The organism is Actomonas aquatica (assembly GCF_019679435.2).
Taxonomy (GTDB): domain Bacteria; phylum Verrucomicrobiota; class Verrucomicrobiia; order Opitutales; family Opitutaceae; genus Actomonas; species Actomonas aquatica.
In genome coordinates this window covers 1009105-1035061 of the sequence record NZ_CP139781.1, presented here as the reverse complement: position 1 = coordinate 1035061, position 25957 = coordinate 1009105, and the positions used below count along the sequence as shown (strand labels likewise).

Sequence of the window (25957 nt, the reverse complement as noted above, 5' to 3'; positions counted from 1 at the left end):
CCTCGTGCCGCGCCAACTTCGGATTCTGGTTCTCACTTCAAGCACCGGAGGCGGACACGACGCCCGGGCCAAGGCTTTCGCCGAGTGGTGTTTTGCGCTCTATCGCCACCAGGTCGACGTGCGCATCGAGCAGATGCTGGAAAAGTCCTCCGTGGTGAACCGCACCGGAGTGAACATCTACAACTGGATTCAGGTGAAGCTGCCGTTTCTGCACAACGGTTTCTACGCCTTCGTGGAGCTGCTCAGCTTCCTCAATCGCCGCAGCGTGTCGCTCGGTCGGGGCTACTATCGCGATGTCCTGACGGAGTATAAACCGCACCTCGTGCTCAGCGTGCACGACTGCCTCAACCGCGGTTATTTCCAGTTCGCCCGCCAGGTGCTCGGCGCCGACAAGGTGCGTTGTGCGACCTATTGCGGCGAGTTTTCCGGCGGCTGGGGTTACAGTCGCAACTGGATCGAACCGACGGTCGACCTCTACATCTCTCGCACGCCCACCGCCCGCGACTTTGCGGTCAAGTGTGGCATTCCGACCGAGCGGGCGTTGGTGCGCGGCCATCTCATGCGACCGAGCGCGACCAAGGTGCACATGAACGCCGCCCAGCGCGCGCGCTACCGGGTCAAGAAACTGGGTCTGCACGCCGACCGCTTCACCGTGTTTCTCGCCACCGGGTCGAATGGCGCCAACAACCATCTCGTATTGCTCGAAGCACTACGGCAGCACGCCGACAAGCTGCAGGTGATCGTGATCTGCGGCCGCAACCAGGAGTGCTACAACATGCTGGCGCACTGGCGCACGCAGCACGCCGATCTGCCGCTCTACCTCGAGGGCTACACCGACATCATGCATGAGCTGGTGATCGCCTCCGATGTGATCGTGACCCGCGGCGGCACCACCACCTGTGCCAAGTCGCTCCACGTGGGCTGCCCAATCATCTTCAACGCCTTTGGCGGCATCATGCCCCAGGAAAAGCTGACCTGGAAATTCTTCCGCAACGGCGCCGGCTCGCAGAAAATCGAATCGGGCGACGACTTCGCCAAGATCATCGACCAGTGGATGGCCAACCCCAAGACCTACACCCGTTACCGCGACGACTTCCTTTCGCTGCAGTATCCTGATGACCAGACGGAGTTGATCGGCGACCTCGTGGGACTGGCCGAAGCCGCGGCTGGGTGGCAGGCCGAACGTCAGAGTTTTCCGCCCGCGAAGGACAAATCAAAACCCGCTCCGACGGACGACCCGATTGTGGACGATGGCGCCTCCATCTGACAGCGCCAGTGAGGCGGAGCTCGTGCCGGTAGCCGAGGCGGACCCGCAGGATCCGCCGATCAAGCTGACCTACCTGTTTACGACCTTCCCAAAGTCGACTGAGACCTTCCTGCAGCGCGAAGTGCTGGCGATGCAGGCGCGGGGGCTGGAGCTGCGCGTGTATTCACTTTTTGGAGGCGGCGGCGATTTCCACGGCATCCCTGTGCGCAAGTTCTCCATGTGGCGCTTGCTGGAGCTCTTTTGGATCATCCCGCACGTGGCGATCACCCGCTGGGATGTATTCGGCATCCTGTGGCACGGCCTGTGGACCCGGCGGGCGCCGAGCTGGTTGAACTTTTGGGAGAACATGTTGGGGGCGGGCTTCGCCGGAGTGTTTCAACACGAGCTGCGCAACGATCCGCCCGACCTGATTCACGCGGCCTGGGGCGGAGCGCCGGCGACGGCGGCGTGGATTCTGCACCGGCTCGACGGCCACCGCTTCAGTGCGGCCGCGCATGCCTACGACATCTACGAACACGGTGGCGATTGGTGGCTGGACGAGAAGTTGACCGAGGCGCGCTTCATCCACACCTCAACCGGCATGGGCCGCGACTCGCTGATCGCGCGCGGGCACGATGCCGCCAAGGTGCGATTGATTCGACGCGGGCTGGAGACCTTCCCGGAGTTCAAACGCCTGCGGGCTGATCGTTCGGCGCTGAGGCTGGTCTGCATTGCGAGACTGGTGGCGAAGAAGGGGCTCGATCATCAGTTGCGCATTTACGCGGCGCTGCGGGATGCGGGCGTGCCATTCGCGGCGCGCATCATCGGTGAAGGACCGGAGCGGGCGCGGGTGGAGCGGTTGCGCGCCGAGCTCGGTTTGGACGATCAGGTCACGCTGACCGGGCACCTGGGTCAGCCGGAGGTTTGGGCGCAATTGGCGTGGGCCGACTGCCTGTTGCACACGGGCGTGGTGGCGCCGAGTGGTGACCGCGATGGTTTGCCCAACGTGATCCCAGAAGCGATGGCCGCCGGGGTGGTGGTGCTCACTTCACCGCACGCGGCCACGACCGAAGCGATCACCCACGAAGAGACCGGATTTGTTTGTCGCGAGACGGAACCCGAGGCCTGGGTGACTGCGTTTCAGCGCGTGCGCGAGGACGACGTGTTGACCGAGCGACTGCGGGAAAATGCCCGCGCGTGGACGGAGGCGAATTTTGATGCGCACACCAACGCGGCGGTGTTGCATGGCTGCTTTCGGGAAGCCGTCTCGCAGCCATGATTTATTTCGACGTCACCAAATCCGCCAAGGCCCGCCACGCGTCCGGGCTCATGCGGGTGAATCGTCGGTTGCGGGACGAGCTTGGCGAGGCGGTGCAACCGGTGGTGTGGGGAAAGGATCGACCGGACTTTCGGCCGGACGATTGGTATTTCACCACCGAGACCTTCGACGTCGCGCAGCGCCCAGGTTTTGCTGAATTCCTGGATCGGCCGCCGTGTCGGTTGGCGGCGCTGTTTCCGGATGCGATTCCGCTACATCTGCCACAGGTGACCTGGCCGCATTCGGTGGCGCGTCATCCCGGCTACATGACCGCGTTGGCGAAGTTTGATCACGTTTTTGCGATTTCGGCGGCGGTGCAGCGTGACCTGACCGGGTTCTGGCAATGGCAGGGACGCCAAACGACCACAGCGGTGAGCGTGTTGCCGCTGGGGGCCGACTTTGACGGCTCGGCGCGGCACCCGCGGCGCGACGTGGTGCCTCCGCCGGTGCTCCTGTGCGTGGGCATCGTGGAGCCGCGGAAAAATCAGGGATTTCTCATCGACGTGGCTCAGGCACTGAAGGCGCGGGGGCAGGACTTTGAGCTGCACGTGGTGGGGCGGGTGAATCCGCATTTCGGCGGCGCGATTGCCGAGCGTATCCGTGGGGCGGTGACGACAAAGCTCGGCGTGCAGTTTCACGAAGCCGCGTCGGACGAAGTGCTGGCGGAACTGCTGGGGCGCACGCGAGCGGTGGTGTTTCCCACGATCGCGGAAGGCTGTGGTCTGCCGGTGATCGAGTCGTTGTGGCGTGGATTGCCCTGTGTGTGCACGGATCTGCCGGTGCTGCGTGAACTGACCGATGAAGGTGGCTGTCTGGTGCTGCCAAAGAATGACGCCGCGGCCTGGGGCGAGGGGCTCGCGCGGGTGTTGAGCGACGACGCCTATTGGCGGGCTTTGGCCGATCGGGCGGCGGAGCGTCGGTTGCCGACTTGGGCCGATAGTGCAGTCGAGATCCGGCGGGTGCTGGGGTGAGGGGGAGGGTCGGCTGAAGACCGACCCTACGTTAGGCGGCGGTCCTGACGGGCCGGCCTCAGCGAGACCGGCTACAGCGGAGAGGCAACGAGGAGCGGCCGACACGGCCGCTGCTACACGCAAGCGCGTGGGCTCAGAGCTTTTTGACGGCATAGGCCATGGCCTCGCCGATGCGGTCGATTTCCTCGTCGGTGTGCAGCGCGGAGATGGCGGTGCGGATGAGGTCCTTGCCGGGGGGCACGGCCGGGGCGATCGACATGACCGTGAAGACTCCCTTTTCGAGGAGCGCTTTCCAGAAACGATAAACCGACTCGCGCGAGCCGAGCACGATGGGCACGGCGGGGGTTTCGCTGCCCCAGATGTCGAGGCCGAGCGACTTGAGGATGTCGGTGTAGCGCTTGGTGTTGCGCCAGAGGCGTTCGTGGTGCTCCGGCTCGTTTTGCATGATGTCGAGCGCGGTGCTGGCGACGGCGGCCTGGGAGGGCGAAACCGCGGCACTGAAGATGGTCTGCTTGGAGTTGGTGCGGAGGTATTCGATCACGTCCTTGGAGGCCGCGATGAAACCGCCGGTGCTGGCGAGCGACTTGGACATGCTGCCGCAGATGATGTCGACTTGGTCGTTGAGGCCGAAGTGATCGACGGTGCCGCGGCCCTGACGACCCAGCACGCCGAAGCCGTGGGCGTCGTCGACGACGGAGAAGCAGCCGAACTCTTCGCCGATACCGATGAGTTCCGGCATCTTGGCGATGTGGCCCTCCATGGAGTAGACGCCCTCGATCACCAGCATTTTGGCGGAGCGGGAATCCACGTAGGAAACGACCTCCCGGAGGTCTTCCGGGTTATTGTGGGAAAAGCGTTCCACCGTGGCCATGGAGAGGCGCAGGCCGTCCCAGAGGCAGGAGTGGATGTTTTTGTCAGCCAGGACCACGTCACCCTTTTGGGCAAAGGCAGCGACGCTGGTGAGGCAGGAGAGGTAGCCGGCGGCGTGCACGTGGCAGGCTTCGCGACCGAGAAAGGCGGCGAGTTTTTCCTCGAGATCGATGTGGTAGGCGCGGGAGCCGTTGGAGGAGCGGGCGCCGGTGGGGCTGGTGCCCCATTTGTTCATGGCATTCTGGCCGGCTTCGATGACCTTGGGATGAAAGGACAGCCCGAGGTAATCGTTGCTCGAGAGCATGATCATATCGCGCCCATCGAGACGGATTTTGGTGCCCTGTTGGGCTTCCATCGCGAGGTAGTAAGGCGCGTATTTGAGGCGCATCTTAGTCGCGTAATCGTCACGCGCGCGTTGGAGAATAGCCTTGGGGCTGCGCTTGAAGAACGTAAGAGCCATGCGAAGGGGAAGACCTTAGGCAGCGGGAAGAGCGTGGGGGAAGGCCAAATTAAAGGGTTTGTAAGGATCGTCGCGGCAGGCCGTCGGCCCAGGCCAGGAGGTCGTCGGCGTAGGTGGTCCAGGGACGCGCCGAGCGGCGACGGGCGGCGGTGGTGAGCTCGGCCAGCTCGGTGGGAGATTCGATGAGGCGACGCAGGGCGACGGCGAGGGCGCTGGGATCGGTCGTATCGGTGGTGAGGCAACCGCCCTCGCGGGCGGCTTCGGCGATGGCGCCGCGGTCGGAGCAGACGCAGGGTTTGCCGTGGAGCAGGCTTTCCCAGACCGGCAAGCCGAAGCCTTCCAGCAGGGACGGGTAGACGGTGAACGCGCAACGGGCGAATGCCGCCTGCAGGGTGTCGTCGTTGACCCAGCCGCGGTAATGCAAGGGGCGACCGTCGGCTTGGAGCTGTTGCAGGAGCTGCTGAGCGGCGGCGCCGGTTTCGCGTTGCAGGCCGCCGATCAGTTCCAGTTCGAAGGATTCGCCGTCGTCCCAAAGCTGCTGGGCCGCGCGGAGCAGGGTGAGATGGTTTTTGCGGCCCTCGAGGGATCCGACGCACAGGACGCGCGGGGGCGAGGTCGGAGCCGCGGACGCGTTGGACGGGGGCTGACCGCGACGCAGGTGATCCGTGCCGAGCGGAATGGCTACGACGGGCGGGTGGTCCTCGAAGCCAGCCCAAGCCCAGTAGTCGAGCAGGGACTGGCGGGAGTCCTCGGACACGGCGGCGACGCCATCGAAGAGGCGCAACTGGTCGAGATAGCGTGGGAACCGGCCAACGGTGGAAGGCGGCGAAAATTCGGGCAGCCGCAGAGGGATGGCATCGTGGAAGACGGCGATCTTAGGGGCCTCGATGGTGGCGAAGAGCACCGGCAGGGCGGTAGCGGTGCGCTCGGTGAAGATCTCCGGAAACAGGACGGCGCGGGCCGTGGTCGGCAGGTCGCGCACGAGGTGGGCGGAGCGCCCCCGGCTATGCCAAGCCCCCATTAGCTTGGCGCGGAGAGGCCAGGTGGTGCCGCGTTTGCGGGCGGCGACCGGCGGGGCGTCGAGGGAGGACGCTTCCCACGGCTGTAGCGGACGCCATTCGCGAGCATGGGGGTCGTGGGTGATTGTGGTGACTGAGCCGGTCGCGGTCGCGGCGGGGGCGGTCAGGGCGCGACGCAGCTCCAGAGCGACCCGTTGCACGCCGGTGCGGGCGCGGGTGTGGCTCGTGTGGGAGAGGTCGAGCAGGAGCATGCGGGGGACGGGCGGGGCTGTGGGGCAGGTGGCTGTCGGGCATGAAGCCCGACCCACATGGTGGCGTGCTCGCCGAAAGGCGCTTCAGCGATGCCAGACGTTGTATTTGAGGATGGCGTAGATGGCGCGCACGCCGTCGCGCCAGCCGATCTTTTTGCCCTCGGCGTAAGTGCGACCGGCGTAGCTGACGCCGACCTCGTAGATGCGACAGTTGAGCCGCGAGACCTTGGCGGTGAGTTCGGGCTCCACGCCGAAGCGGTTTTCCTCGATCTTCACTTTGTCCAAAATATCGCGTCGGAAGAGCTTATAGCAGCACTCCATGTCGGTGAGGTTGAGGTTGGTGAACATGTTGGAGATCAGCGTGAGGAACTGGTTGCCGAGGGAGTGCCAGTAATAGAGCACGCGATGGGGTTCACCCCCCATGAAGCGGGAGCCGAATACGACGTCGGCTTTGCCGTCGAGCAGCGGCTTGAGCAGGCGCGGGTATTCCTGCGGATCGTATTCGAGATCGGCGTCCTGGATGATGACGAAGTCCCCCGTGGCGGCCTCAAAACCGGTGCGCAGGGCGGCGCCTTTGCCCTGATTGACGGGCTGGTGAATGACCTTGGCCACGAGGGGAGCGATTTGTTCGTCGAGCACCTTGTCGGTGCCGTCGGTCGAGCAATCGTTGACGATGATGATCTCGGAATCGATGTCGACGGTGGCGGCTTTGACCGCGGCGATGAGCGATGCGACGGTGTCGCGTTCGTTGTAGCAGGGAATGACGATCGAGAGAGTGGGCATCGGAAAGGGCGGTCATTGAGGGGAATACGGCGGAACCGTGCAACGTCGGAGGTGGCGAAATGGCGGGGCGGGGGAAGTGCCGGAGTTGGACCGCGGCGATTGACGCTGGGCCCGGACTTCTCCTGCGTTGGGGGTTTCCCGTTTTCCCTCTATGTTGCAACGCGTCTGGTCCTGGATCCAAAACCCCGTCGGCAAGGCGGGCGTGCGCCCCGGGCTGGTGTTGCTCTACGTGTTGGCGGCGGGATGGATCGTGGCGAAGATCAGTGACTACCATGTGCCGCATTTTGGTTACACCTACCTGATCGGCGTGGGCGAGGAGCCGCCGCAGGGGATCGACTGGGCGAGCGATCGCGACGTGGTGGTTTACCGGCATTTCCGGTCGCCCGGCTACGACGCGCAATATTACGCTCAGATCGCGATCGATCCGGGCCTGCAGGATCCGGTGTTGGCCAAATCGATCGATAACCTGCCTTACCGGGCGCGGCGGATATTGCTGCCGTGGACGGCGTATCTATTTGGCGTCGGGCAGCCGAACTGGGTGCTCAACGTCTTTGCGCTGCAGAATCTGGTGTGCTGGTTCCTGCTCGGCTGGCTGCTGCTGCGCTGGTTTCCACCCACCGATCTGGACCGCGCGATGCGCTGGCTCGGCATCATGCTCTCGATCGGCGTATTGTTCAGCGTGTTTGCGGCGCTGGTGGACGCGCCGAGCTTGTTGCTCCTCGCGCTGGGGTTGAAATGGATCGAAACCGGTCACCCTTGGCGCGCTACGGCGGTATTGGCGATGGGTGGGTTGGCCAAGGAAACGAATTTGCTAGGGGCGGCTGGACTGGCGCCCGCGAATTGGAAATCGGCGCGCGGCTGGGGTATGGCCATCCTGCAAGGCATCCTGGTGGCGCTGCCCTTTGTGGTGTGGTTTGCCATCCTGCGTTGGCGGTTTGGCGACACGGGCGGCTCGTTGGCGGGAGTGCGGAATTTCTCGCTGCCGTTTGTCGCTTTCGCGGAGCGGTGGGCGGAGCTGGCCTCGGCCGTGGTGGAAGGCAACGTGGCGTGGAAATACCTCGGCGGCGGTCTGGCGACGCACATCAGCGTGACGGTGCAGGCGGCGTTTTTGTTGTGCTGGTGGCGGTGGAGCAGCGCGGCGTGGCGGCTGACGGTGCCGTTTGCGGTGCTCGCGCTCGTGCTGGGCACGGCGGTGTGGGAGGGCCATCCGGGCGCGTCGAGTCGGGTGCTGTTGCCGCTGCTGTTGGGCTTCAATCTGCTGCTGCCGAAAGGTCGCCGCTGGTGGGCGCTGCTGCTGCTGGGGAACCTGACGATGTTTTTTGGCCCGGTCTCGTTGGAGCCGCGCACGCGCGAGATTCACACCGTGCTGATCACCAACCGGGCAGAGGTCGCCGAGGCTGCGCTGCCGCAGGGCGAATTGCGCGTCGATTTTCCGCGGCCATGGCACCGGGCGGAAAGTGACGGCGATCGCCAGTGGCGTTGGTCGGAAGGCGACGCCGCGATCGAAGTGTTTAATCCCTACGATCGGCCGGTCGAAGTGGAGATCCGCGGACAGTGGTCGGTGCACACCGATCGACTCGGTCAGCTCAAGCAGGGCGATACGGTGCTGTGGCAGGAGCACCTCACCCGAGCTCCGACGGACTGGCGAGTGAGTGGGGTGGTGCTGCCGCCTGGCCGCAGCGAACTTTGGGTGACCTCGGACCAAGCGCCGGCGCAGTCCAATCCGGCCGATCCGCGCAAGTTGTCGGTGCGGTTGTTGAAGTTTGCGGTGAAGGGGCGGGTGCTGGACTAGGGCGTATCTGGGAAAGGCGAGGAGCCATCGCTGGGAGCGCAGCCCGAAGGGTGAGCGGGAAAAGGGGCTCGCGCCAGGCGGCCGCGACGGAGGTGGCCCAGAGGGCCATGCCGTCGTGGTCAACGCCGCGCCAGCCCCTTTTCCCACTCACGCTGGCTCCTCGCCTTTCCCAGACACGCCCTAAACCTCGCGTTCGGCTAGGTAGATGACGCTGATGCAGCCGTCCTGCTCGGTTTGCTGGCGGGCGCTGATGACTTCGGCTCCGGCGGCGCGCAGGAGTTCCCGCACGCGTGCTTCCGGCAGCGTGTTCATGTGCATGGTGTCACCGATGCCGGTGAAGCGGCGGAACCAGCGGCCCGTCCAGCGCTTGAGGCGCGTGTAGAGGGTCGGTGGATACCACGACCATTTTTTCACTTCGGGCGTCGCGTTGGGCGCGAACGACGGGAGTTGGAAATAGATCAGTCCGCCCAGTTTGGTGATGCGGGCGAACTCGCCCAAATAGCCCTCGATGAGCGGCGGCGGGATGTGCTGCAGCGTGATGAGGCTGAACACCAAATCGAAAGCGCCGTCATCAAACACGCGCAGGTCGCTGCGGGCGTTGTGCACGTAGCGAATGCGGTCGGCGGCGTCGCTCGGTTTGTGGCGATTGGCCAGTTCGATCATGCGCTCGGCGACGTCGATGCCGGTGACGCGATCGTAGTGCCGGGCGAGCGCCTGCGAAAGACGGCCGACACCACAGCCAAAGTCGAGCGCGGCACCGCGCGCGACGTCGGGGCGATGGCGCTTCATCTCGTTGAGGCAGGCGTCGACCTCGTCGCGGCCGGTTTGGAAAAACTCCTCCAGTTGCCAACGGTTGCCGGCCTTGTCGGGGGACGTGAGCACCGCCCAATACGGGTCCTCTTTGGCGAGGCGTTCCCAAACCATGCGCAGGCGAAGGATGTTCATCGGCGACGCGGGAAAATCAGTCCGGCCACAGGCGCATGGCGTCGAGGCGTTTGGCGTAGAGGCCGCCGACGACGGACGGGGCGAAACGTTCGCGGATGGTGCGGGCGGCGTTGGCACCGAGGCGGGTCCGCAGCGCGGGATCGGCGGCGAGGCGACGCATGGCTTCGGCTGCGGCGGGCACGCGTGGGTTGGCCCAGATCTGACCCTGTTGGTAGGGGCCGTGGGTTTCGGTGAGTTCGATGAGATCGACCGGGACCGGGCAGCCGTTGTCGGCGTCGACAAACTCGGCGGTGGCGGACCAGTCGGTGCTGATCACGGGTTTGCCGAGATACATGCACTCGGCGACGGCGAGGCCGAAGCCTTCCGAGCGATGCAGGGAAACAAACACGTCGCAGGCGGCTTCGAGCGCGTGCACATCTTCGCGCGAAAGGGTTTCGGTGATGAGCGTGGTGTGGCTGAGGCCGGCGAGGGCTTTTTGCAGGCGCGCGTAGGTCTCGGGGTTACGCTCGGGATTCTGGGTTTTGATGACCAGATGCACGCCAGCTTCGTCGGGGAATGCCTGGCGATAGGCCTCGATGACGGCGTGGGGATTCTTGCGCTCCTGATACGAATTGAGGTCGTAGAGAAACAGGAAGGTGGTGCGATCGGTCGGCAGGTTGAAGCGACCGCGCTGGTCACCGACGGGCTCGGCGAACTCGATGGCGTGCGGCATGACGTGCACGGGCAAGGGGGTCTTGGCGGCGATGGCTTCGCGGCAGAATGCGGACGGCGTCCAGATCTCGTCGTAGAACTCGCAGGCGGCGACCCAGTCGTCGGGGAACTCGGGCAGTTCCCACGCCCAGTAAGCGATGTTGTAGCGCTCGTGGCGGAAGTTGTCGCCGTGGTGATGATCGATGTCGCGCGAGACTGGCGGGTCGATGTGGAAGACGTTTACGCGATAGGGATTCGTCTTCTGCAACTGCGCGGTGAAGGTGTCGTCGCCCATGCGGTTAAGGCAGGGCAGTTTCATGTCGACGAAGGCGTGATCGAGGCCGGCGGCGGCGGTGGCGCGGGCCATGCAACGGGCGCTCTCACCGATGCCAAGTTCGGCGCGGAACCAGCCCACGACGTTGAGACCGAGCGGGTAGTCCTTGGTCTCGCGGCGATTGATGCGCAGGGGGCGGCGTTTCTTAAAATCGTAAACGACGGCGTCGTCGGCCAAGATCTGCGAAACGCGGACGCGGCGGTTTTTGAGTTGGGCGCGGTGCGCTTCGAGGAACTGGCGCCAAGCGCCGGGCAGGGGCAGTCCGCGCGTCACGCGGCCGAGCCAGGCGAGGAGGTTTTGGCGCTCGGCTCCGATCAGCTCGACCCGCACATCGACGGGTTCATCGGTGACGACGAGCGGGCGGTTTACGCCGACGTTGAAGTGACCTTCGGGAAGCGGGAAGTGGGTGCCGGCGGGCAGTCCGTTGATGAGGAGGCGCAGGCCGAGGTCACCGTGGGTTTCGGGGCGGTCCTTGGTCGGCGGTAGCACGAAGCCGTTGAAGAAAATGTTCTTCTCCACGGTGCCGGGCGGCAGGCGGAGCTGGAAGGCCTCACGGAACGCGCGGGTCTCGTGCTGGAGGTTGTCCTCCTGCAGTTTTTGCAGGACGTAGTCGCCGGCGTCTTCGGAGGCGGGCGGGCGGGGCAGGCCGAGGGCTTTGCGCCAGTGCAACTCCTCGTAGAAAATGGCACTGCCGATTTCGAGCCAGGCAACGCGCGGCGTGCGGTTGGTGAGCCCGAGGCGGTAGGCGAGGGCGGTGAGCGCGACGCGGGTCGGCACGCTGGCACGATCGGCACGCCAGGCGGCGAGTTTTTCGCGGGCCCAGTCGGCGGCGCAGAGGTTGATGATCTGTCCGCGCCAATACCCGAAGAGATTGCGACTGTTGGCCTCGTCGTTGGGGCGGCCTTTACCGCGGGAGGCGCTGACGTGGTGGAGCACCACGCTATTGAGGCAGACGCCGATGCGGTAACCGCGCTGGAGCTGTTCGAGGCAGAGGTCGACGTCTTCGCCGCCGTTGCGGTAGGAGACGCGAAAACCGGGTTGGGCGGGAATGATGCCGTCGCGGCGCGGCGCCATGAACAAGTCGCGACGCACGAGGCAGCAGGCGGCGGTCACCGCCGGCACGAAACGCACCGGCTTTTTGCGAATGCTCGCGGCGGACGGGAGTTGCTGGATGTGCTCGAGCTTGGCGTTGGCGCGGAAACGGATGCCGGCGTGATCGATGGCGTGGTCGGACACGCGGCGCTGCACGTTGCCGACGATGGCGAGGGATGGATCGGTCTCGAGGGCGTGGAGCATGGGCTCCAGCCAGCAGGGCAGGAATTCCAGATCGCTGTTGACGAGGGCGAGGAATTCGCCGGTCGCGCGGTGGGCGCCCTTGTTATTGGAGTCGGCGTAACCGCAGTTGACCTCATTGAGGATGACCTGGATCGCCGGATCATCGCGCAAGGTTTTGAGCCAGTCGCGGGTGCCGTCGGTGCTGCCATCGTCGACGAAGATGATCTCGTGATCGAGGTCGGTCGGCAGGGTCTCCCGCAAGGTGCGCAGACAGGCCTGCGTGAGCGGCAGGCTGTTGTAGAGCGGGATGATGAATGAGACCTTGGGCACGAGTTGAGAACGAGCGGAGAGGGTTAACCGCGAAGGGCACGAAGGGGCGCGAAGGGGTCAGGATGTCGGGCGTAAAGCCCGACCCACAGGGAGGAACTAAGACTGCTTTGTGGGTCGGGCTTTATGCCCGACGGGTCTGGCGAGAATCGATTCACAGGTCGTGACGGAGATCGAGATAGCGGCGCGGCGAACTCAGTCGCGGCGGCGGGACCAGGCGCGCAGGTAGCTGCCGTAGGAGGATTTGCCGAGGCGTTCGATCTGGGCGTCGAGTTCGGCGTCGTCGATCCAGCCCTGCTCGTAGGCGATCTCTTCGAGACAGGCGATTTTGAGGCCCTGGCGAGACTCGATGACTTTCACAAATTCGGCGGCTTCGAGCAGGGAGTCGTGGGTGCCGGTGTCGAGCCAAGCGGTGCCGCGACCGAGGAGTTCGACGTGGAGTTCACCGCGCTCGAGGTAGAGGCGATTGAGATCGGTGATCTCCAGTTCGCCGCGGGGGGAAGGTTTGAGCGAACGGGCGAGTTCGACGACCTGGTTGTCGTAGAAGTAGAGGCCGGGGACCGCGTAGTTGGATTTTGGTAACGTTGGCTTTTCCTCAAGAGACAGCACGTGGCCGTCGGCGGAAAACTCCACCACGCCGTAGGCCTTCGGGTTGGCGACGTGGTAGCCGAAGATGGTGGAGGCGTCGGTGCGCGCGTCGGCGGACGTGAGGCAGCGTTTGAAGTCGTTGCCGTAAAAAAGATTGTCGCCGAGCACGAGGGCGCAGGGCTCGTCGCCGGTGAGGAAGCCGCAGTCGGCGGCGATGAGGAAGGCTTGGGCGAGACCGTCGGGGCTGGGCTGTTCGGCGTAGGAGAGTTTTAGCCCGAAGTTGGAGCCGTCACCGAGGAGCTTCTGGAAAAGCGGCAGATCCTGCGGAGTGGAGATGATGAGCACCTCGCGGATATCGGAGAGCATCAGCACCGACAGCGGGTAGTAGATCATCGGCTTGTCATAGACCGGCATGAGCTGCTTGGAGACCGCGATGGTGAGCGGGTAAAGGCGCGTGCCGGAGCCGCCGGCGAGAATGATGCCCTTGCGGGCAGGAGGTGGGGTGGACGCGGACATGGAAAATTTTACTGACCTTGGCGGGCGTAGCGGGCTTCGACCTCGGCTTTGAGCGGCTGCCACCACGCCTCGTTGTCGCGATACCATGCGATGGTGGCGTCGAGGCCGTCGCGGAAGGTGGTGTAGCGCGGCTCCCAACCGAGTTCGGTGCGCAGCTTGGTGGCATCGATGGCGTAGCGCAGGTCGTGGCCGGGGCGATCGTTGACGTGGTCGAACCAGTCGGCCGGTTTGCCGAGCAGCTCGAGGACGAGGGCGACGACGGTCTTGTTGTTCTCCTCACCGTCGGCACCGATCATATAGTAGCTGCCGGGTTTGGCGCGATCGATGATGGCCCAGACGGCGGCGTTGTGGTCATCGACGTGAATCCAATCGCGGACGTTCAGCCCCGCGCCGTAGAGCTTCGGTTTGATGCCGCTGAGCACGTTGGTGATCTGGCGCGGGATGAACTTTTCGATGTGCTGGTAGGGACCGTAATTGTTGGAGCAGTTGCTGATCGTCGCCTTCACGCCGAAGGTGCGGATCCAGGCCTTCACGAGGAGATCGGAACTCGCCTTGGTGGCCGAGTAGGGGCTCGACGGATTGTAGGGCGTGGTCTCGCGGAAGCGTTCGGGATCGTCGAGTTCGAGGTCACCAAACACCTCGTCGGTCGACACGTGATGGAAGCGGCGATCGTGACGGCGGACAGCCTCGAGCAGGGTGAAGGTGCCGACCACGTTGGTCGTGACGAACGGAGCGGGATTGGCGATCGAGTTGTCGTTGTGCGATTCGGCGGCGAAGTGCACGACGAGGTCGCAGTCGGCGACGAGGCGGTCGACCAAGGTGGCATCTTCGATGCGCCCCTCGATCAGCTCCAGGCGGGTTTGATCGGCGGCGGCTAAGCTGGCGCGGCTGCCCGCATAAGTCAGCGCATCAAGCACGGTGATGCGACACTCCGGGCGAGTGCGCAGCGTGTAGTGGACGAAGTTGCTGCCGATGAATCCGGCGCCGCCGGTGACCAAAATTTTCATGAAAATTTTGAGGGTTATTTAGCCTTGGGCTGCCAGCACCCAATCAGCCAAGGCTTGGCGGAGGGACTCGATGACCGGGGTCATGGTGATGCCGGCTTGGGCGAGCTTAGTGGAGTCCATCACGCAGTTGGAGCGCGGGGTTTTGGCGGCTTTGGCCATGAACTCGGACTCGTCGCTGAAGAACTCAAAGTCCTTGGTGCAGACGCCGGATTCCTTGATGAGGTCGACGACCTGGCGGGTGGTGATGTAGCCGGGGTTGGTCACGTTGTAAGTGCCAAACGGAATGCGTTTCTCCCAGCAGGCGAAGGTGGCGGCGACAAACTCGTGGAGGTGCGAGATGGAGTTCTCGGCCTCGAGCAGACGCTGGTAGCGCATGAGTTTGGTGAGGTAGTTGCGCGGGTTGTCGCGGTGGTCGAAGGGGATGCGCAGGCGCCAGATGTAAACGTTGTCGATGCCGGCGAGGTTCTCTTCGCCGAGGGCCTTGGTGCCGCTGTAGTAGGAGCAGTTGTTGGTGCGGAAACTGAAGTTGGGGGCGTCGTCTTCGGTGAAACCCGAGCCATCGGCGTTTTTGCCGGTGTAGATGCAGCCGGAGGAGACGTGTCCCCAGGGCACACCGGCGGCGGCGCAGGCGGCGGCGATGCGACCGGGCAGGACGGCGTTGCCGAAGAGGCACTCGGCCTTGTCCTGCTCGCAGGCGTCGACGTTGGGTTTGCCGGTGTAACCGGCGGCGTTGATCAAAAACTCCGGGCGATCGGCCTGCAGGGCGGCGGTCAGCGTGGCGACATCGGTGTAGTCGACGTCGGCCCGACGCAGGTTCTTGAACGGGATATTTTTGCGGGTGAGCAGGTCTTGATAGGCCTGACCCACGTAGCCGGAGCCTCCGAGTAGGTAGATCATATGGGAAACGGTCTAGGGTTGGTGGCGAAGCGGTCAGCGCAACCCCGATTTCAACGGCGGCGGCGCGACATCAGACGCGATCGTCGGGACGGCGGTAGTCCCCGCGACTGAAGTATTTTTCGAGCCACACGTAGGCGCAGATGAAGAAGTAGCGGGATCCCATTTCTTTGATTTTGAGCTTCGCCACGCCGTATTTGCGGTTCTGCCAGGAGATGGGGGTCACTTTGTAGGAAAAGCCCCGGACGATGGCTTTGAGGGGAATTTCGACGGTGAGATTAAAGTGCGGCGCGATGAGCGGGCGGCAGCCGTCGATCACGGTGCGACGGTAGGCTTTGAACGCGTTGGTGGTGTCGTTGAGGCCGTGCCGCATGCCGATCCGCACAAAGAAGTTGGCGATGCGGTTCACCAGCAGCTTCACCCGCGGGTAATCGATGACCTTGCCGCCTTTGACGAAGCGGCTGCCGAAGGCGCAGTCGTAGCCTTCATTGAGAATGTCCCAGTAGGTGGCGGCGTCCTCAGGCGAGTCGGAAGCGTCGGCCATCATGATGACCACGCCGTCACCCTTGCTGTGGTTGAGGCCGTAGATGATGGCCCGGCCGAAGCCGTGGGGGCCCGGGTTCTGCACCGGCGCGAGGGTGGGCACGGTGGCTTTGAGTTCCTGCAGCACCGCCCACGTGTCGTCGCTGCTGCCATCGTCGACCACCACGATTTCGTGCGGGATGTTTTTACGCGTAAACGTCTGGTGGATATCACTGACCGTGGAGGGCAGGGACTCTTCCTCGTCGCGCGCCGGGATGACGACGGAAAACAGCTTGAGCGGGGGTTGCGGGCGAACGTTGGCGGACATGAAAGGGAAAAAGAAAAACGGGTTTGGAGGCTGAATCCACTATGGATTTGGCCGCAGTTGATAAATCCGGGTGCCGTCCCGGTCGGCGATCAGCGTATAGTTTGCGGCAATAAAAGCAGCGAGAGCCGGAAAAGATTCATGGCCAAACTGGCTGCGGTCGGTGAAGGCGAAGCTGCCGGGGCCCACGGTATCGATGAAAACCGGTGGCCGCGTCGCGGTGAGGTCGGCGAGGTAGATTGCCCGCCAGTGCTCGCTCAGTGGTGATGGCATGATGCAACGTTCGCTGTGGGCCACTCGGGTGGCCATGCGCAGGCGGGTTTGCACGTAGTAGCGGGGCATCCAGCCCCAATGTCCCATGGCGTCGCCGGGCGAGGCCAGTTGCAGGATGTGCCGCGCCACGGCGCCGCGTTTGTGGGCTTGAAGATCAGGCAGACGCGCCACTTCAGAATGCGGGTGTTGGGCGCGCGACAGCGCGAGGGGCAGGACCAGCAGGCCCAACCAGCCGAGCACCAGCGCAACGCGGCGGGGTCGAGACCCCGCGGTCGAGGAGGTGGTCCAATGGCTCTGGAGAGCGGCGGCGGCGAGCACGGTTGCCGGCAGAACCAGCAGCATCAGGTAGTGCGGGAAGAGACGTCCGGGCGCGAGCGTCGCGTAGAAACTGCTCGCGGCAAACACCCCGGCGATGGCGGTGCCGAGGTGTCGGTCGGAGGTTTTGCATAACCCGAAGCCCAAGGCCGCCACGCAGATGAGTGCGCCTCCAAAAAGCGGGGTCACTCCCGGTCCCATGCTGGTAAAGGACCAGAACGAGCCAATCATGGCGGCGAAATCGTGCTGGTGCGCCGACGTATAGGACAGGTTTTGCTGAATGTAGCTTTCCCAGGCGTAGGCAAACTGACCGGTGGCCAAGGTCATGAGGACAAATCCCACGGTGGGGGCGGCGGCGGCGGTAGTCAGCAGCGCGACCCGTTTCCAGCCGGCGATTCCCCACCATCTGTGTCGGCGCAGTTCGGCCAGCGCGAGCCACGCCAACAACGCCGCGGCGATCGGCGCGGCCTGCAGTTTGGCCCACGGGGCGGCGCCCAAGGCGAGAGCGCCGGCGCACCAGGCAAGGTTCGACCCGGGGCGCGCGACTGGGTGAACGGTGCCCCACAGCCCCACACTTAACAGGGCGATCGGCACCACCTCGCTGGTGTAGTAGCCAAAATCGAGATTGGTGCCCAGGCCGAGAAAAAGCAGGGGCGGCAGCACCATGAGTCGGGCCACATCCTCGTCCCAGAAACGGCGAAACGTTCCGTAGGCGGCGAGCACCGCAATCAGCCGCAGGAGAGTTCCGATCAGGCGGGCGGAGCCGTGGTCGAGCGGTAAACCGAGCACCTTGGCGAGCAACAAGGGGTAGGCGTCAAGCGGCCCGTGGGTGGTGCCATCGACGGAGCGCCAAAACACCGGGTCTTGCTGTAAGGTGATCGCTTCGGCGATCATTTGGCTCTCGTCGACGTTGATTTCGCGCTCGGCGAACCACCATGGCCATCGCGCCACCTGAAAACAGAGCGAGACGAGCAAGACGAAGCCCCAGACCGGGATGCGGCGTTGCCAGCGCGGCGGGGCCCCGGTGCGAGCCATCGCGGGCAGCACGCTGCTCAGAGTCAGTAGTCCGAACGTGAGCCAAACCAGCGCTTCGTAGCGGATCGGTGCAGCTGCGAACCACGTCAACATGGCGACCCGAAGAGCGTGGGCGTCGGTCGTCGATCAGAACGGCGCCGAGACGTCGAGCCAGTCGGGATGTTGGTCGGCGTGGGCAGCGATTTCTTCGAGAATCGCGAGCGTGCTGGTTTCCGGGCGCCAGCCCCAGACCTGCTCGGCTTTGGCCGCATCGAGCACCATCCACGGGATGTCAAAGGGTCGCGGTTCCGCCTGCGTCGCCACCGGATGGGCCCCAAAACGGTCGTCACACCAGGCGGTGAGCTGGCGCAGCGACATAGCCGAGGGCGCACCGCCAGCGACGTTGATGATGCGATCGCCGGCGGCCGTGGATGTGCCGGCGGCAAACTGTTTGGCGAGCAGCGGCACGAGGTCGCGCGGATGCAGGCAGTCGCGCACCTGATGGCCCTGGCCGTCGAAGCCGATGTATTTGAGCGGACGGCGCCGGAGGTGGCTGTTGAGCCAAAAGGCAAAGATGCCCTGGTCGGGGCGTCCGAATTGACCGGCGCCGGCCATGACGCCGCAGCGGTTGACGAAGACCGGGAAATTGAAGGTGCAGCCGTATTCGAGGGCGAGGGCCTCGCTGGCGACTTTGGTGGCACCGTAGAGGGAAACCGGGGCCTGGGTGGTGAAGGTTTCGGAGACGCCGGCGGCGCTCACTCCGGTCGGCAGCTCGCCGGTGGGGTCGGGGCGGAAGGCACCGCGGTGAATCTCCACCGGAAGATCGGCCAGCGGCGGAATGGAATACACGCGGCTGGTGGAGAGCAGGGTGAAACCGGCTCCGTGCGCCTTGCAGAACTCCAGCATGTTGATGGTGCCGGTGAGGTTGTGCTCGATGAGCTGACGGGAGCTGGTTTTGCCGTCGACCCCGGCGAGGACGGAGGGGTTGGCGGCGGCATCGATGACCCAATCGACGGCAGGCAAACCCTCGAGGTCGGAGGCGGCGCGAATATCGCCGTGGTGGAGTTTGATTCCGAGGGCCTTGAGGCGGGCGCGGTTCGATTCGCTGCCGGGGCGGATAAAGTTGTCCAAACCGATGAGTTCGTGACCGGAGCCACTGGCGTGAAAGGCCTCGGCCAGGGTGCTGCCAACAAAACCACAGATGCCGGTAATGAGAATCTTCATACGACGGGGAAAAGGATCAAAGGAGGGGGGAGCGAGCCGCCGGCACGGACGAGCCGTGGAGCGGACCGGCAAACTGAGCAAGGGGCGCGGCCGGGGTCCAACGCAAAGTCGGGCTGACCGTCACCGTTGGGGAACGGTGCGAGTGGCCGCGGCGGCTTCGGCGGCGGCCTGGGTCTCGGCCCGTTTTTCGTCGAGTTCCTGCTTCTTGGCGTCCTGGTAGGCCTTGCGTTGGATGAGGCCAATCTCGAGGAGATCACTCACCAACATGCGGGCTTCGGCTTCCTTTTCCTCGTTGGTGACGGCGACCGGAGTGGCGATGCCGGCTTGAGGGGCGGGACCGGTGGGCAGGGACGAGAGTTGGTAATTGGCGGCGGCGGCCGCATCGAACACGGGCTGCTTGAACGGCAAGGTGACCTCGCGGCCCTGATGGCGCACGAGGACGGCATTGGTCGGCGCCTCCTGGGCGGGGACGTGGATGCCGGCGTTGGTTTCGCCGACTTTGATCCAGTGCGTGCGTTTGTCCTGCAGGGTGGTGATGCACACCATGGTCGACTGCCCGATCTTCATGATGCCGGAAAACTCCAACATCGCGTCGGCCGGGGCAGTGGCGGCGGCCGGATTGCCGCCGGCGGGTTGACCGCGAGTGGCGAAGGGCGACTGCTTGGGCGGGTTCTGGGCCAGCGCGGCGGCGACGCCTCCCGCGATCCCCAAGCCCACCAACGCAGCACAGCGGAGCCGTTGACTGAGGCAGCCGAAAGAGAGGCGGGTGGTGGAATGGGGAAGCATGATGGCAGAGAAGACGTCAGTCAGAGGCGGCGGTGACGGTTAATCTTCCGGATAGTCGTAAACCTCGATGAGGGCGACACCTTCGAGACCGCCGAAGCCCGAGACCTGAAGGGAGTAGGCGCCGGGATGCAAGGTCAGGAGTGTGATCGACTCCTGGCGGTAGTTAATGCCCTCCGGGTCGTGGGGAACGGGGAACGCGCCCACTTTCTGCATGGCTTCGACGAAGAGCGGCTGGTGGGCGATGGGATCGTCCCAGTCGTCTTTGACGCGAATGACGTCCTGACCGCGATAGACGGTGAGCAGCGTGTCATCGAGCACGCCGGCGACATTGAAGTCGCGCAACGTGTCGCCGATCGCGCGGATCAGGTAGGTGCGGGGGCCGGGACCGTCGACCACCAAACCGGCGATCATGATGTCGCTGCCGCTGCCCACGTATCCGCGGGTGGAGAGGTTGGTGAGGCGGCTGGAGCCACCGGGGGCGTCCACATCGTAGGCCTCGACGATGACTAATCCCTCGTCGCCGGCGTCACCTTCGACCTGCGCGGTATAGACGCCGGGTTCGAGGTCGACGAGAAGCACGGCATCTTTGGAGCCTTCGGGCAGTTCGAAGCCACCGGCATTCGCGGTGACTTCGGCGATCTCGGTGGCAGTGGCAGTGCTGTTGGTCTGCCAGTCGTCATTCGAAGCGACCAAGGTGCCGTCGAGGCTGCGCACCAGGGTGAGGCGAGGATTGGCGTGGGTGCCGGCGACGTTGTAGGGGGCGGCGCCGAGGGTGGGGCCGACCGCGCGCACGAGCACGCGTTTGGAGCCGGTGCCGCCGACAACAAAGCCGACCGTGAGGGTCTGCGAACCGGTGCCGGCAAAGGCGCGGGTGGAGAGGTTGCTGAGCCGGGTGTCCGGGGAGACCGTGACCGGATTGACGGTCAGCTCGGTTTCGACGGAGGAGAGCACGTTGGCGTTGCCCACCTCGAGCGTGTAGGTGCCGGCGTCATAGGGCTGGGCCGCACCGATGAACAGGGTCGGGTCGCTGAAAGTGAACAGGAGGTTATCGTAGATGTATTCCGGGAAATACCACGCGAAGCCGTAGGTGTCGCCAGCTTCATCACCGGGAGGAGCACCATCGATCTCAAAGTCGAGGGAGACGAGGTCGCCGACGTTAACCGCCTGGCTCAGCGGTGCCCGCGTGACCGCGGGGGTGGGCAGGGCCTCGCCGTAGAAGATGAGCGTGCCTTCCAGTTCGTCACTCGCGAGGGTGTCGACGTCCGAAACGATCGAGTTCATGATCGCATCGACATCTTGGCCGGCTTCGTCTGGGTGGGAAAAGCCGATGGCGTGACCCAGCTCGTGGATCGCGACGCGGCGCAGGTCGCGACTGGTGCTACGCAGGTTACCGCGGTAGGAGTTCCAGCGCTCCACGGTGTTGTTGAAGATCACGTCAGCTTCACCGATGGCGTAGAAGTTATCGGTGTCGCCGTAGCGGATGGTGATGCCCAGCACCCCTTCACCGAAGGCTTCGCCGTAGACGGTGTTGGAGAAAAAGATCTCATTGCGGCCGTTGTCCTCCGCGGGCGTTTCGGTCATCGCGGTCGAGACCATTTGGATACGCCCGAGTTCGTCGTTCCAAACATCGAAGGCGTCCTGGAGCACGGCGGACCAGGTGGTTCTACGGTCGAGGAGTTGCGACGCGCTGATGACCGGCGCGTCGTTGTTGTCCATGTTGACATGGAACAGCAGGTCTCCATCCGGCCACGAGTGACCCGCGAAAACCCACGCCCGGGCGGTCGGGGCGAGGGCGGTGAGGCAAAGGGCGGCAGCGACGAGGCTGCGCAGGGGGCGAAGGAGAGGGATGCGGGTAAGGATACTCATGGCACTTGCACCTTCTGATTGAGTTCCAGTTCGCGCAGCTCACGGGAGATGGCCTGACCGAAGTCGGCCGAACTCATGGCTGGGCCGGAGACGACCGCGGCGGTGGACGCGTGGTCGTCGGATTGGCCGATAGCGTCGATCGAGGTGAGCGGGGCGCCGTTCAAGCGGTAGAGCCGGTCGGAGGGGCTGATGGGGTCGCGCTTGAGCAGGTAGGCGCCGTGATGGGCGTAGATCAGCGGACAGAGGGTGGCGCCATTGTCGCGAATGAAGAACCACGCGCGCTGGCCTTTGGTGAAGCGCGGCATACCGCCGACTTCCATGGTCTGGTGGCCGACCGTGCCGCCGAGAAACTCGAGCACTTTGGTGGACTCGGTGGCGCCCTTCATTTGGTCGTCCACGCGCACGGTCACGAAGGTTTTGATCACCCGGTGCCCGGCGGAATTGACCACCCAGCGGCTGTGCACATCGGTCACCATGCCGGCGAGGATGTCATCGGATTTCGCGACGAGATCGGTGAAGGAGGGGGGCTCCACCGAAATGGCGGCGGCCCGCGGGACCGCGACCAAGGCGACGAACAGTCCAAGCGTGAGCGCCAGGACGGCAGAAGCGGCTGGTAGCCGCTGAGGTTTAAGTTTCATGGCTACCAACATTCAGATCGGAGGTGTAGGGCGGGCGTTTTCAGTGACTGGACCGGGTCCGCCATGCCTCGACAATCTGGCGGATGGTTTCCTCTAGTGAAACTGAGATATCCCAATTCGGGTAGTGTTCCCGCATCTTCCGCAGGTCGGAGTAGTAGCAGATGTGGTCGCCGATGCGGTTCTCGTCGACGTAGGTGTATTTCTGCTCCTGACCGGAGAAGCTCTCCGCGATCTTGAAGGCTTCGAGGATGGAGCAGGAGTTGGCCTTGCCGCCACCGAGGTTGTAGACCTCACCGGTGCGCGGGGCGCCGACGAATGCCGCCATGAAGCGAGCGACGTCGAGCGAGTGGATGTTGTCGCGGACCTGTTTGCCCTTGTAGCCAAAAACCCGATACTCGCGGCCTTCGAGGTTACACTTCACGAGGTAGGAGAGGAAGCCGTGGAGCTCGACGCCGGAGTGGTTCGGGCCGGTGAGGCAGCCGCCGCGCAGGCAGCAGGTCGGCATCTGGAAGTAGCGGCCGTATTCCTGCACCATGACGTCGGCGGCGACCTTGGACGCGCCGAAGAGGGAGTGCTTGGACTGGTCGATCGAGAAAGTCTCGGCGATGCCGTGCTCGTAGGCGGGATCGGCGTAGTCCCAACGGGTCTCAAGTTCAGCGAGCTCAATGCGGTTGGGCGCGTCGCCGTAAACCTTGTTGGTGCTCATGTGCACGAAGGGCGACTCCGGGCAGGCCTGGCGGGTGGCCTCGAGCATGTTGAGGGTGCCGACGGCGTTGGTGTCGAAGTCGTCGAACGGGATGGCGGCGGCGCGGTCGTGCGAGGGTTGGGCGGCGGTGTGCACGATCACGTCGGGCTTCACCTCCTTGAGCAGGGCGAGCACGCCGGCGCGGTCGCGGATGTCGACCTCGTGGTGCACGAAGCCCGGCAGTCCCTCGGCGAGGCGTTGCTGATTCCAGCGGGTGTCGCCCTGCGGGCCGAAGAAGACGGCGCGCTGGTTGTTGTCCACACCGTGGATGGTGTAGCCCAGTTCACGGGAGAAATAGGTGCAGACTTCAGAACCGATGAGGCCCGAAGAGCCGGTGACGAGGAGCGTTTTTGCCATGGACGAGGGTGTAAAATGGGGACCGAAGCATGCCCCCGGCGTGAGGGCAAGGCTCGGGATGGCCCGGGGACGAGCGGCGCGACGGTGACGGGGATTGACGCCGCGGGGCCTGCCGATTGGGCTCCGCGGTTATGCCGTCGCGCGCCGACTACAAAAACACCTGGAACGAACTCGCCCAAACGCCCGAGGAGGCCTTCCTCTACGTGGGAGGCACTCGCGATGAGGCCGAATTGGACGCCACCGCGATCCACACCCTCAATGTCCTGCGGGCCACGGTCGGCATCCGCGACGAGGACGATTTTGTGGAGATCGGCTGCGGTGTGGGTCGGGTGGGCAAGTCCCTCGGGCCGATCGTGAAGTCCTGGACCGGTTGCGACGCGTCCGGCGCCATGGTGGATCTCGCCAACAAGCGACTCGCGGCAATGGACAACGCCAATGCCATCGAGGTCTCGGGCCACGATCTGCAACCGTTGGCTGACGCGTCCTACGACGTCGTCTATTCGACGGTCGTGTTCATGCACTTGGACGACTGGGATCGCTACCGCTACGTGCAGGAAGCGTTTCGCATCCTGCGTCCGGGCGGCCGTTTCTGGTGCGACAACATCAGCATCATGACCGAGAACGGCTGGAAATATTTTGAGGAGCACTGCAAGGCCTTCTCCCCGCTGGAGCGTCCGACGCACATCGCGAAGTGTTCCACGCCGCAGGAGCTGACGACCTACCTGCAGCGCGCCGGGTTCACCGACGTGCAGACCCGCGAGCGTGACCTCTGGGTCGATGCTTGGGGCGTCAAGCCGCTGGCGGAGTGACGCGGGGGCGCGCCGGTTGCCCACCGAGCAGCCCGGCCAACAGCAGTGCGCCACCAATGCCGATCCACCACGCGTGATACTTGATCGCCTTTTCGGTCGCCCACGAGAACCAGCCCATTTCGACGGGCGCGGTCAGGGCGACGCTGGCGGCGCTGTCGCGATCGCTTAGCTCAATCCACCACTCGCCGGGTGGTCGAATGACATTGATGGTTTTCCAGCGATTGGGCGCAGAGCCATCCGGACGCACGTCCACCGCCCAGGCGTCGCTGACGACGCGCATGGTGAGGGCGGCGCGCGGGTCGCCGAGTTGTCCGCTGAAGCGGAAACGCAGAATGGGCAGGGTGTCCGCGGGTTGACGCTCGCTTTGCCAGATCCACGGCTCGCGCTGGATGCCGGTGGGTGAAGTCGCGATGACCGGATAGGGCGGAGTGGGCAGATGCGCCGTCTGTGCGTCCGGGACGGTGGGAATCGCGACGGGGGGACGCACTGCGCCGGGCAACAGGTCGCGGATGGCCGGGTCCTGCCAGCGCAACCAGAGGGCTTCGCCGTGTGGGTAAACCAGGTCAAATTTACCTTTGTCGCGCAGCAATTCCGGTCGCGGGTCGGCGAGGAAGGCACGGGTGTTGGCTTCCTGCTTGGCGATCAGTTGCCGTTGGCGCGGCAACGTATGGCTGGTGATGTGTTGCACGTCGGCCTGAAGGGCGAATCCCAAGCTCGCGACCCAGCCGGCGAAGCAGGCGATACGCAGGGACTTGGGCATCGGCAGGAGCGCCAGCGCCGCGCCCTGCAGCAGGAGGCCGATGGCGAATTGATCCACATAACGCGGAGCGAGCAGGGCGCCATGATAACGGGCGTAAACGAGGGCGGCGGCGATCAGGCCGAACCATACGCCGAGCCCCAGCAGGCTACGCTGGAAACCGTCGCGCTCCGGCTGGCGAAACCAGACCACCGCCAGTGCGGCGAGGGGCAGCGCCGCGAGGAGGGAGTAGGGCAAGGCGCCCTGTAGCGGCCAGGTGAGCACCTGCGCGATGCCGTCGAAGGCTTCACCGAGGGTTTTAACGTGCAGTGGCTCGTGCCCCGGATACGGCGTGCGCGTCAGCCAACCGAGCACGACCCAGACAAGTGACAGGCCGATGGTGGCAATGCGCAGGCGGTTGACCGTGCGGGAGCGGGCGATCTCGGCGGCGGTGATGATGAGGACGGCGAGCGACGAGAGCAGTCCGGAAGCCATCGCCCCCAAGGCCAGCAGACCGCAGAGCTGCCCGACCCACCACGCGGTATTAAAGCGTTCCGCACTGAGCACGCCGCGCAGATGGAAAAAGCTCAGCCAAATCAGGATGTAGAACTGGGACTGAAAGCCTTGCACGGTGTTTTCCCAGGCCAGGGGCAACAACCACAAGGCGGTCGTGACGACGGCCACGATAGCGAACGGCCAACCACGCACGCGGCGGTGTATCCACGCGAGCAGGACAGGCAGGAGCAGGGCGTGCAGCACGGCGTTGACGAAGACCTGCACGTAGGCGTCCCACTGGCCGTTGAGCATGACCAGCCCGAGGGCCTCCAGTTTGGTGAAGACGATGCGATGCTCGTTGTGCGACTGCCAGAAGTTGGCGGCGTGCAATTCGCCGTTGAGCCACGGACGCAGGATGACTTCGCCCTCGGCGTCGATCTGGTCCCAACGCGGCACGCTGCTGCCGGCGTAGTCGACCAGCCAGAGCTTTGCGCCGATGACGAGCAGCACCACGCCCGTCCAAATCACCCAACGGCGAACATGTGCGAGTCGATCCATGGACGATC

The 25957-nt window shown here is 64.6% G+C and carries 21 protein-coding genes; 5 read left to right on the top strand and 16 right to left on the bottom strand.

Features of this window, described 5'->3' with window-relative positions:
* Window positions 1-4 precede the first annotated feature (4 nt).
* From K1X11_RS03915 to K1X11_RS03905, 3 genes are read left to right on the top strand one after another with little or no spacing between them, the layout of a single operon-like run.
* The gene (locus K1X11_RS03915; protein WP_221032972.1) at window positions 5-1267 is read left to right on the top strand and encodes a glycosyltransferase; all 1263 of its coding nucleotides are present in this window, start codon (window positions 5-7) and stop codon (window positions 1265-1267) included.
* A complete protein-coding gene (locus K1X11_RS03910) occupies window positions 1251-2525 on the top strand; it encodes a glycosyltransferase family 4 protein (RefSeq protein ID WP_221032971.1) in 1275 nt (424 codons plus the stop codon). Before K1X11_RS03915 ends, K1X11_RS03910 begins: the two co-directional genes overlap by 17 nt.
* Window positions 2522-3535, top strand: coding sequence for a glycosyltransferase (locus K1X11_RS03905; protein ID WP_221032970.1), 1014 nt, complete (start codon window positions 2522-2524; stop codon window positions 3533-3535). The genes K1X11_RS03910 and K1X11_RS03905 overlap by 4 nt, the downstream gene beginning before the upstream one ends.
* A gap of 133 nt (window positions 3536-3668) precedes the next feature.
* Here K1X11_RS03905 and K1X11_RS03900 read toward each other — a convergent pair whose 3' ends face one another.
* The 3 genes from K1X11_RS03900 to K1X11_RS03890 all read right to left on the bottom strand — a co-directional run bounded on the left by K1X11_RS03900 (window position 3669) and on the right by K1X11_RS03890 (window position 6918).
* On the bottom strand, window positions 3669-4865 hold the full coding sequence (locus tag K1X11_RS03900) for an aminotransferase class I/II-fold pyridoxal phosphate-dependent enzyme (RefSeq protein ID WP_221032969.1): 1197 nt from the start codon (window positions 4863-4865) through the stop codon (window positions 3669-3671).
* A 49-nt stretch (window positions 4866-4914) separates the two neighbouring features.
* Window positions 4915-6135: a glycosyltransferase family 4 protein gene (locus tag K1X11_RS03895; protein WP_221032968.1), complete on the bottom strand. Its 1221-nt coding sequence runs from the start codon at window positions 6133-6135 to the stop codon at window positions 4915-4917.
* An 84-nt stretch (window positions 6136-6219) separates the two neighbouring features.
* The gene (locus K1X11_RS03890) at window positions 6220-6918 is read right to left on the bottom strand and encodes a glycosyltransferase family 2 protein (RefSeq protein ID WP_221032967.1); all 699 of its coding nucleotides are present in this window, start codon (window positions 6916-6918) and stop codon (window positions 6220-6222) included.
* 151 nt (window positions 6919-7069) lie between these two features.
* Here K1X11_RS03890 and K1X11_RS03885 point away from each other — a divergent pair, with 151 nt between their 5' ends.
* Window positions 7070-8710, top strand: coding sequence for a hypothetical protein (locus K1X11_RS03885; protein WP_221032966.1), 1641 nt, complete (start codon window positions 7070-7072; stop codon window positions 8708-8710).
* Window positions 8711-8890: 180 nt separating this feature from the next.
* On the opposite strand, the gene K1X11_RS03880 is transcribed toward K1X11_RS03885, so the two are convergent.
* The 12 genes from K1X11_RS03880 to K1X11_RS03825 all read right to left on the bottom strand — a co-directional run bounded on the left by K1X11_RS03880 (window position 8891) and on the right by K1X11_RS03825 (window position 23351).
* Window positions 8891-9655, bottom strand: coding sequence for a class I SAM-dependent methyltransferase (locus K1X11_RS03880; RefSeq protein WP_221032965.1), 765 nt, complete (start codon window positions 9653-9655; stop codon window positions 8891-8893).
* 16 nt (window positions 9656-9671) lie between these two features.
* Complete coding sequence (locus tag K1X11_RS03875; RefSeq protein WP_221032964.1) at window positions 9672-12284, bottom strand: glycosyltransferase; 2613 nt, start codon at window positions 12282-12284, stop codon at window positions 9672-9674.
* Between the two features lie 192 nt (window positions 12285-12476).
* Window positions 12477-13385 carry a glucose-1-phosphate thymidylyltransferase RfbA gene (gene rfbA, locus K1X11_RS03870; protein WP_221032963.1) on the bottom strand — a complete coding sequence of 303 codons (909 nt, stop codon included), beginning with the start codon at window positions 13383-13385 and terminating at the stop codon, window positions 12477-12479.
* Window positions 13386-13393: 8 nt separating this feature from the next.
* Window positions 13394-14392, bottom strand: a complete 999-nt coding sequence (rfbB, locus tag K1X11_RS03865; RefSeq protein ID WP_221032962.1) for a dTDP-glucose 4,6-dehydratase — start codon at window positions 14390-14392, stop codon at window positions 13394-13396.
* A gap of 18 nt (window positions 14393-14410) precedes the next feature.
* On the bottom strand, window positions 14411-15289 hold the full coding sequence (locus K1X11_RS03860) for a sugar nucleotide-binding protein (RefSeq protein WP_221032961.1): 879 nt from the start codon (window positions 15287-15289) through the stop codon (window positions 14411-14413).
* A gap of 70 nt (window positions 15290-15359) precedes the next feature.
* Window positions 15360-16136 carry a glycosyltransferase family 2 protein gene (locus K1X11_RS03855; protein WP_221032960.1) on the bottom strand — a complete coding sequence of 259 codons (777 nt, stop codon included), beginning with the start codon at window positions 16134-16136 and terminating at the stop codon, window positions 15360-15362.
* A 39-nt stretch (window positions 16137-16175) separates the two neighbouring features.
* On the bottom strand, window positions 16176-17849 hold the full coding sequence (locus K1X11_RS03850) for a hypothetical protein (protein ID WP_221032959.1): 1674 nt from the start codon (window positions 17847-17849) through the stop codon (window positions 16176-16178).
* A gap of 33 nt (window positions 17850-17882) precedes the next feature.
* Complete coding sequence (locus tag K1X11_RS03845) at window positions 17883-18959, bottom strand: NAD-dependent epimerase/dehydratase family protein (protein WP_221032958.1); 1077 nt, start codon at window positions 18957-18959, stop codon at window positions 17883-17885.
* A gap of 120 nt (window positions 18960-19079) precedes the next feature.
* The gene (locus K1X11_RS03840) at window positions 19080-19745 is read right to left on the bottom strand and encodes a hypothetical protein (protein WP_221032957.1); all 666 of its coding nucleotides are present in this window, start codon (window positions 19743-19745) and stop codon (window positions 19080-19082) included.
* Between the two features lie 39 nt (window positions 19746-19784).
* Window positions 19785-21611: a matrixin family metalloprotease gene (locus K1X11_RS03835; protein ID WP_221032956.1), complete on the bottom strand. Its 1827-nt coding sequence runs from the start codon at window positions 21609-21611 to the stop codon at window positions 19785-19787.
* Entirely contained in the window at window positions 21608-22249 is a 642-nt protein-coding gene (locus K1X11_RS03830; protein WP_221032955.1) for a hypothetical protein, read from the bottom strand. Before K1X11_RS03830 ends, K1X11_RS03835 begins: the two co-directional genes overlap by 4 nt.
* 40 nt (window positions 22250-22289) lie before the next feature.
* Window positions 22290-23351: an NAD-dependent epimerase/dehydratase family protein gene (locus tag K1X11_RS03825; protein WP_221032954.1), complete on the bottom strand. Its 1062-nt coding sequence runs from the start codon at window positions 23349-23351 to the stop codon at window positions 22290-22292.
* A 131-nt stretch (window positions 23352-23482) separates the two neighbouring features.
* On the opposite strand from K1X11_RS03825, the gene K1X11_RS03820 reads away from it, so the two are divergent.
* The gene (locus tag K1X11_RS03820) at window positions 23483-24160 is read left to right on the top strand and encodes a class I SAM-dependent methyltransferase (RefSeq protein ID WP_221032953.1); all 678 of its coding nucleotides are present in this window, start codon (window positions 23483-23485) and stop codon (window positions 24158-24160) included.
* Here the strand turns inward: K1X11_RS03820 and K1X11_RS03815 are convergent.
* Window positions 24141-25949 carry a hypothetical protein gene (locus tag K1X11_RS03815; RefSeq protein WP_221032952.1) on the bottom strand — a complete coding sequence of 603 codons (1809 nt, stop codon included), beginning with the start codon at window positions 25947-25949 and terminating at the stop codon, window positions 24141-24143. The two genes, K1X11_RS03820 and K1X11_RS03815, sit on opposite strands and share 20 nt — an antisense overlap.
* Window positions 25950-25957 lie beyond the last annotated feature (8 nt).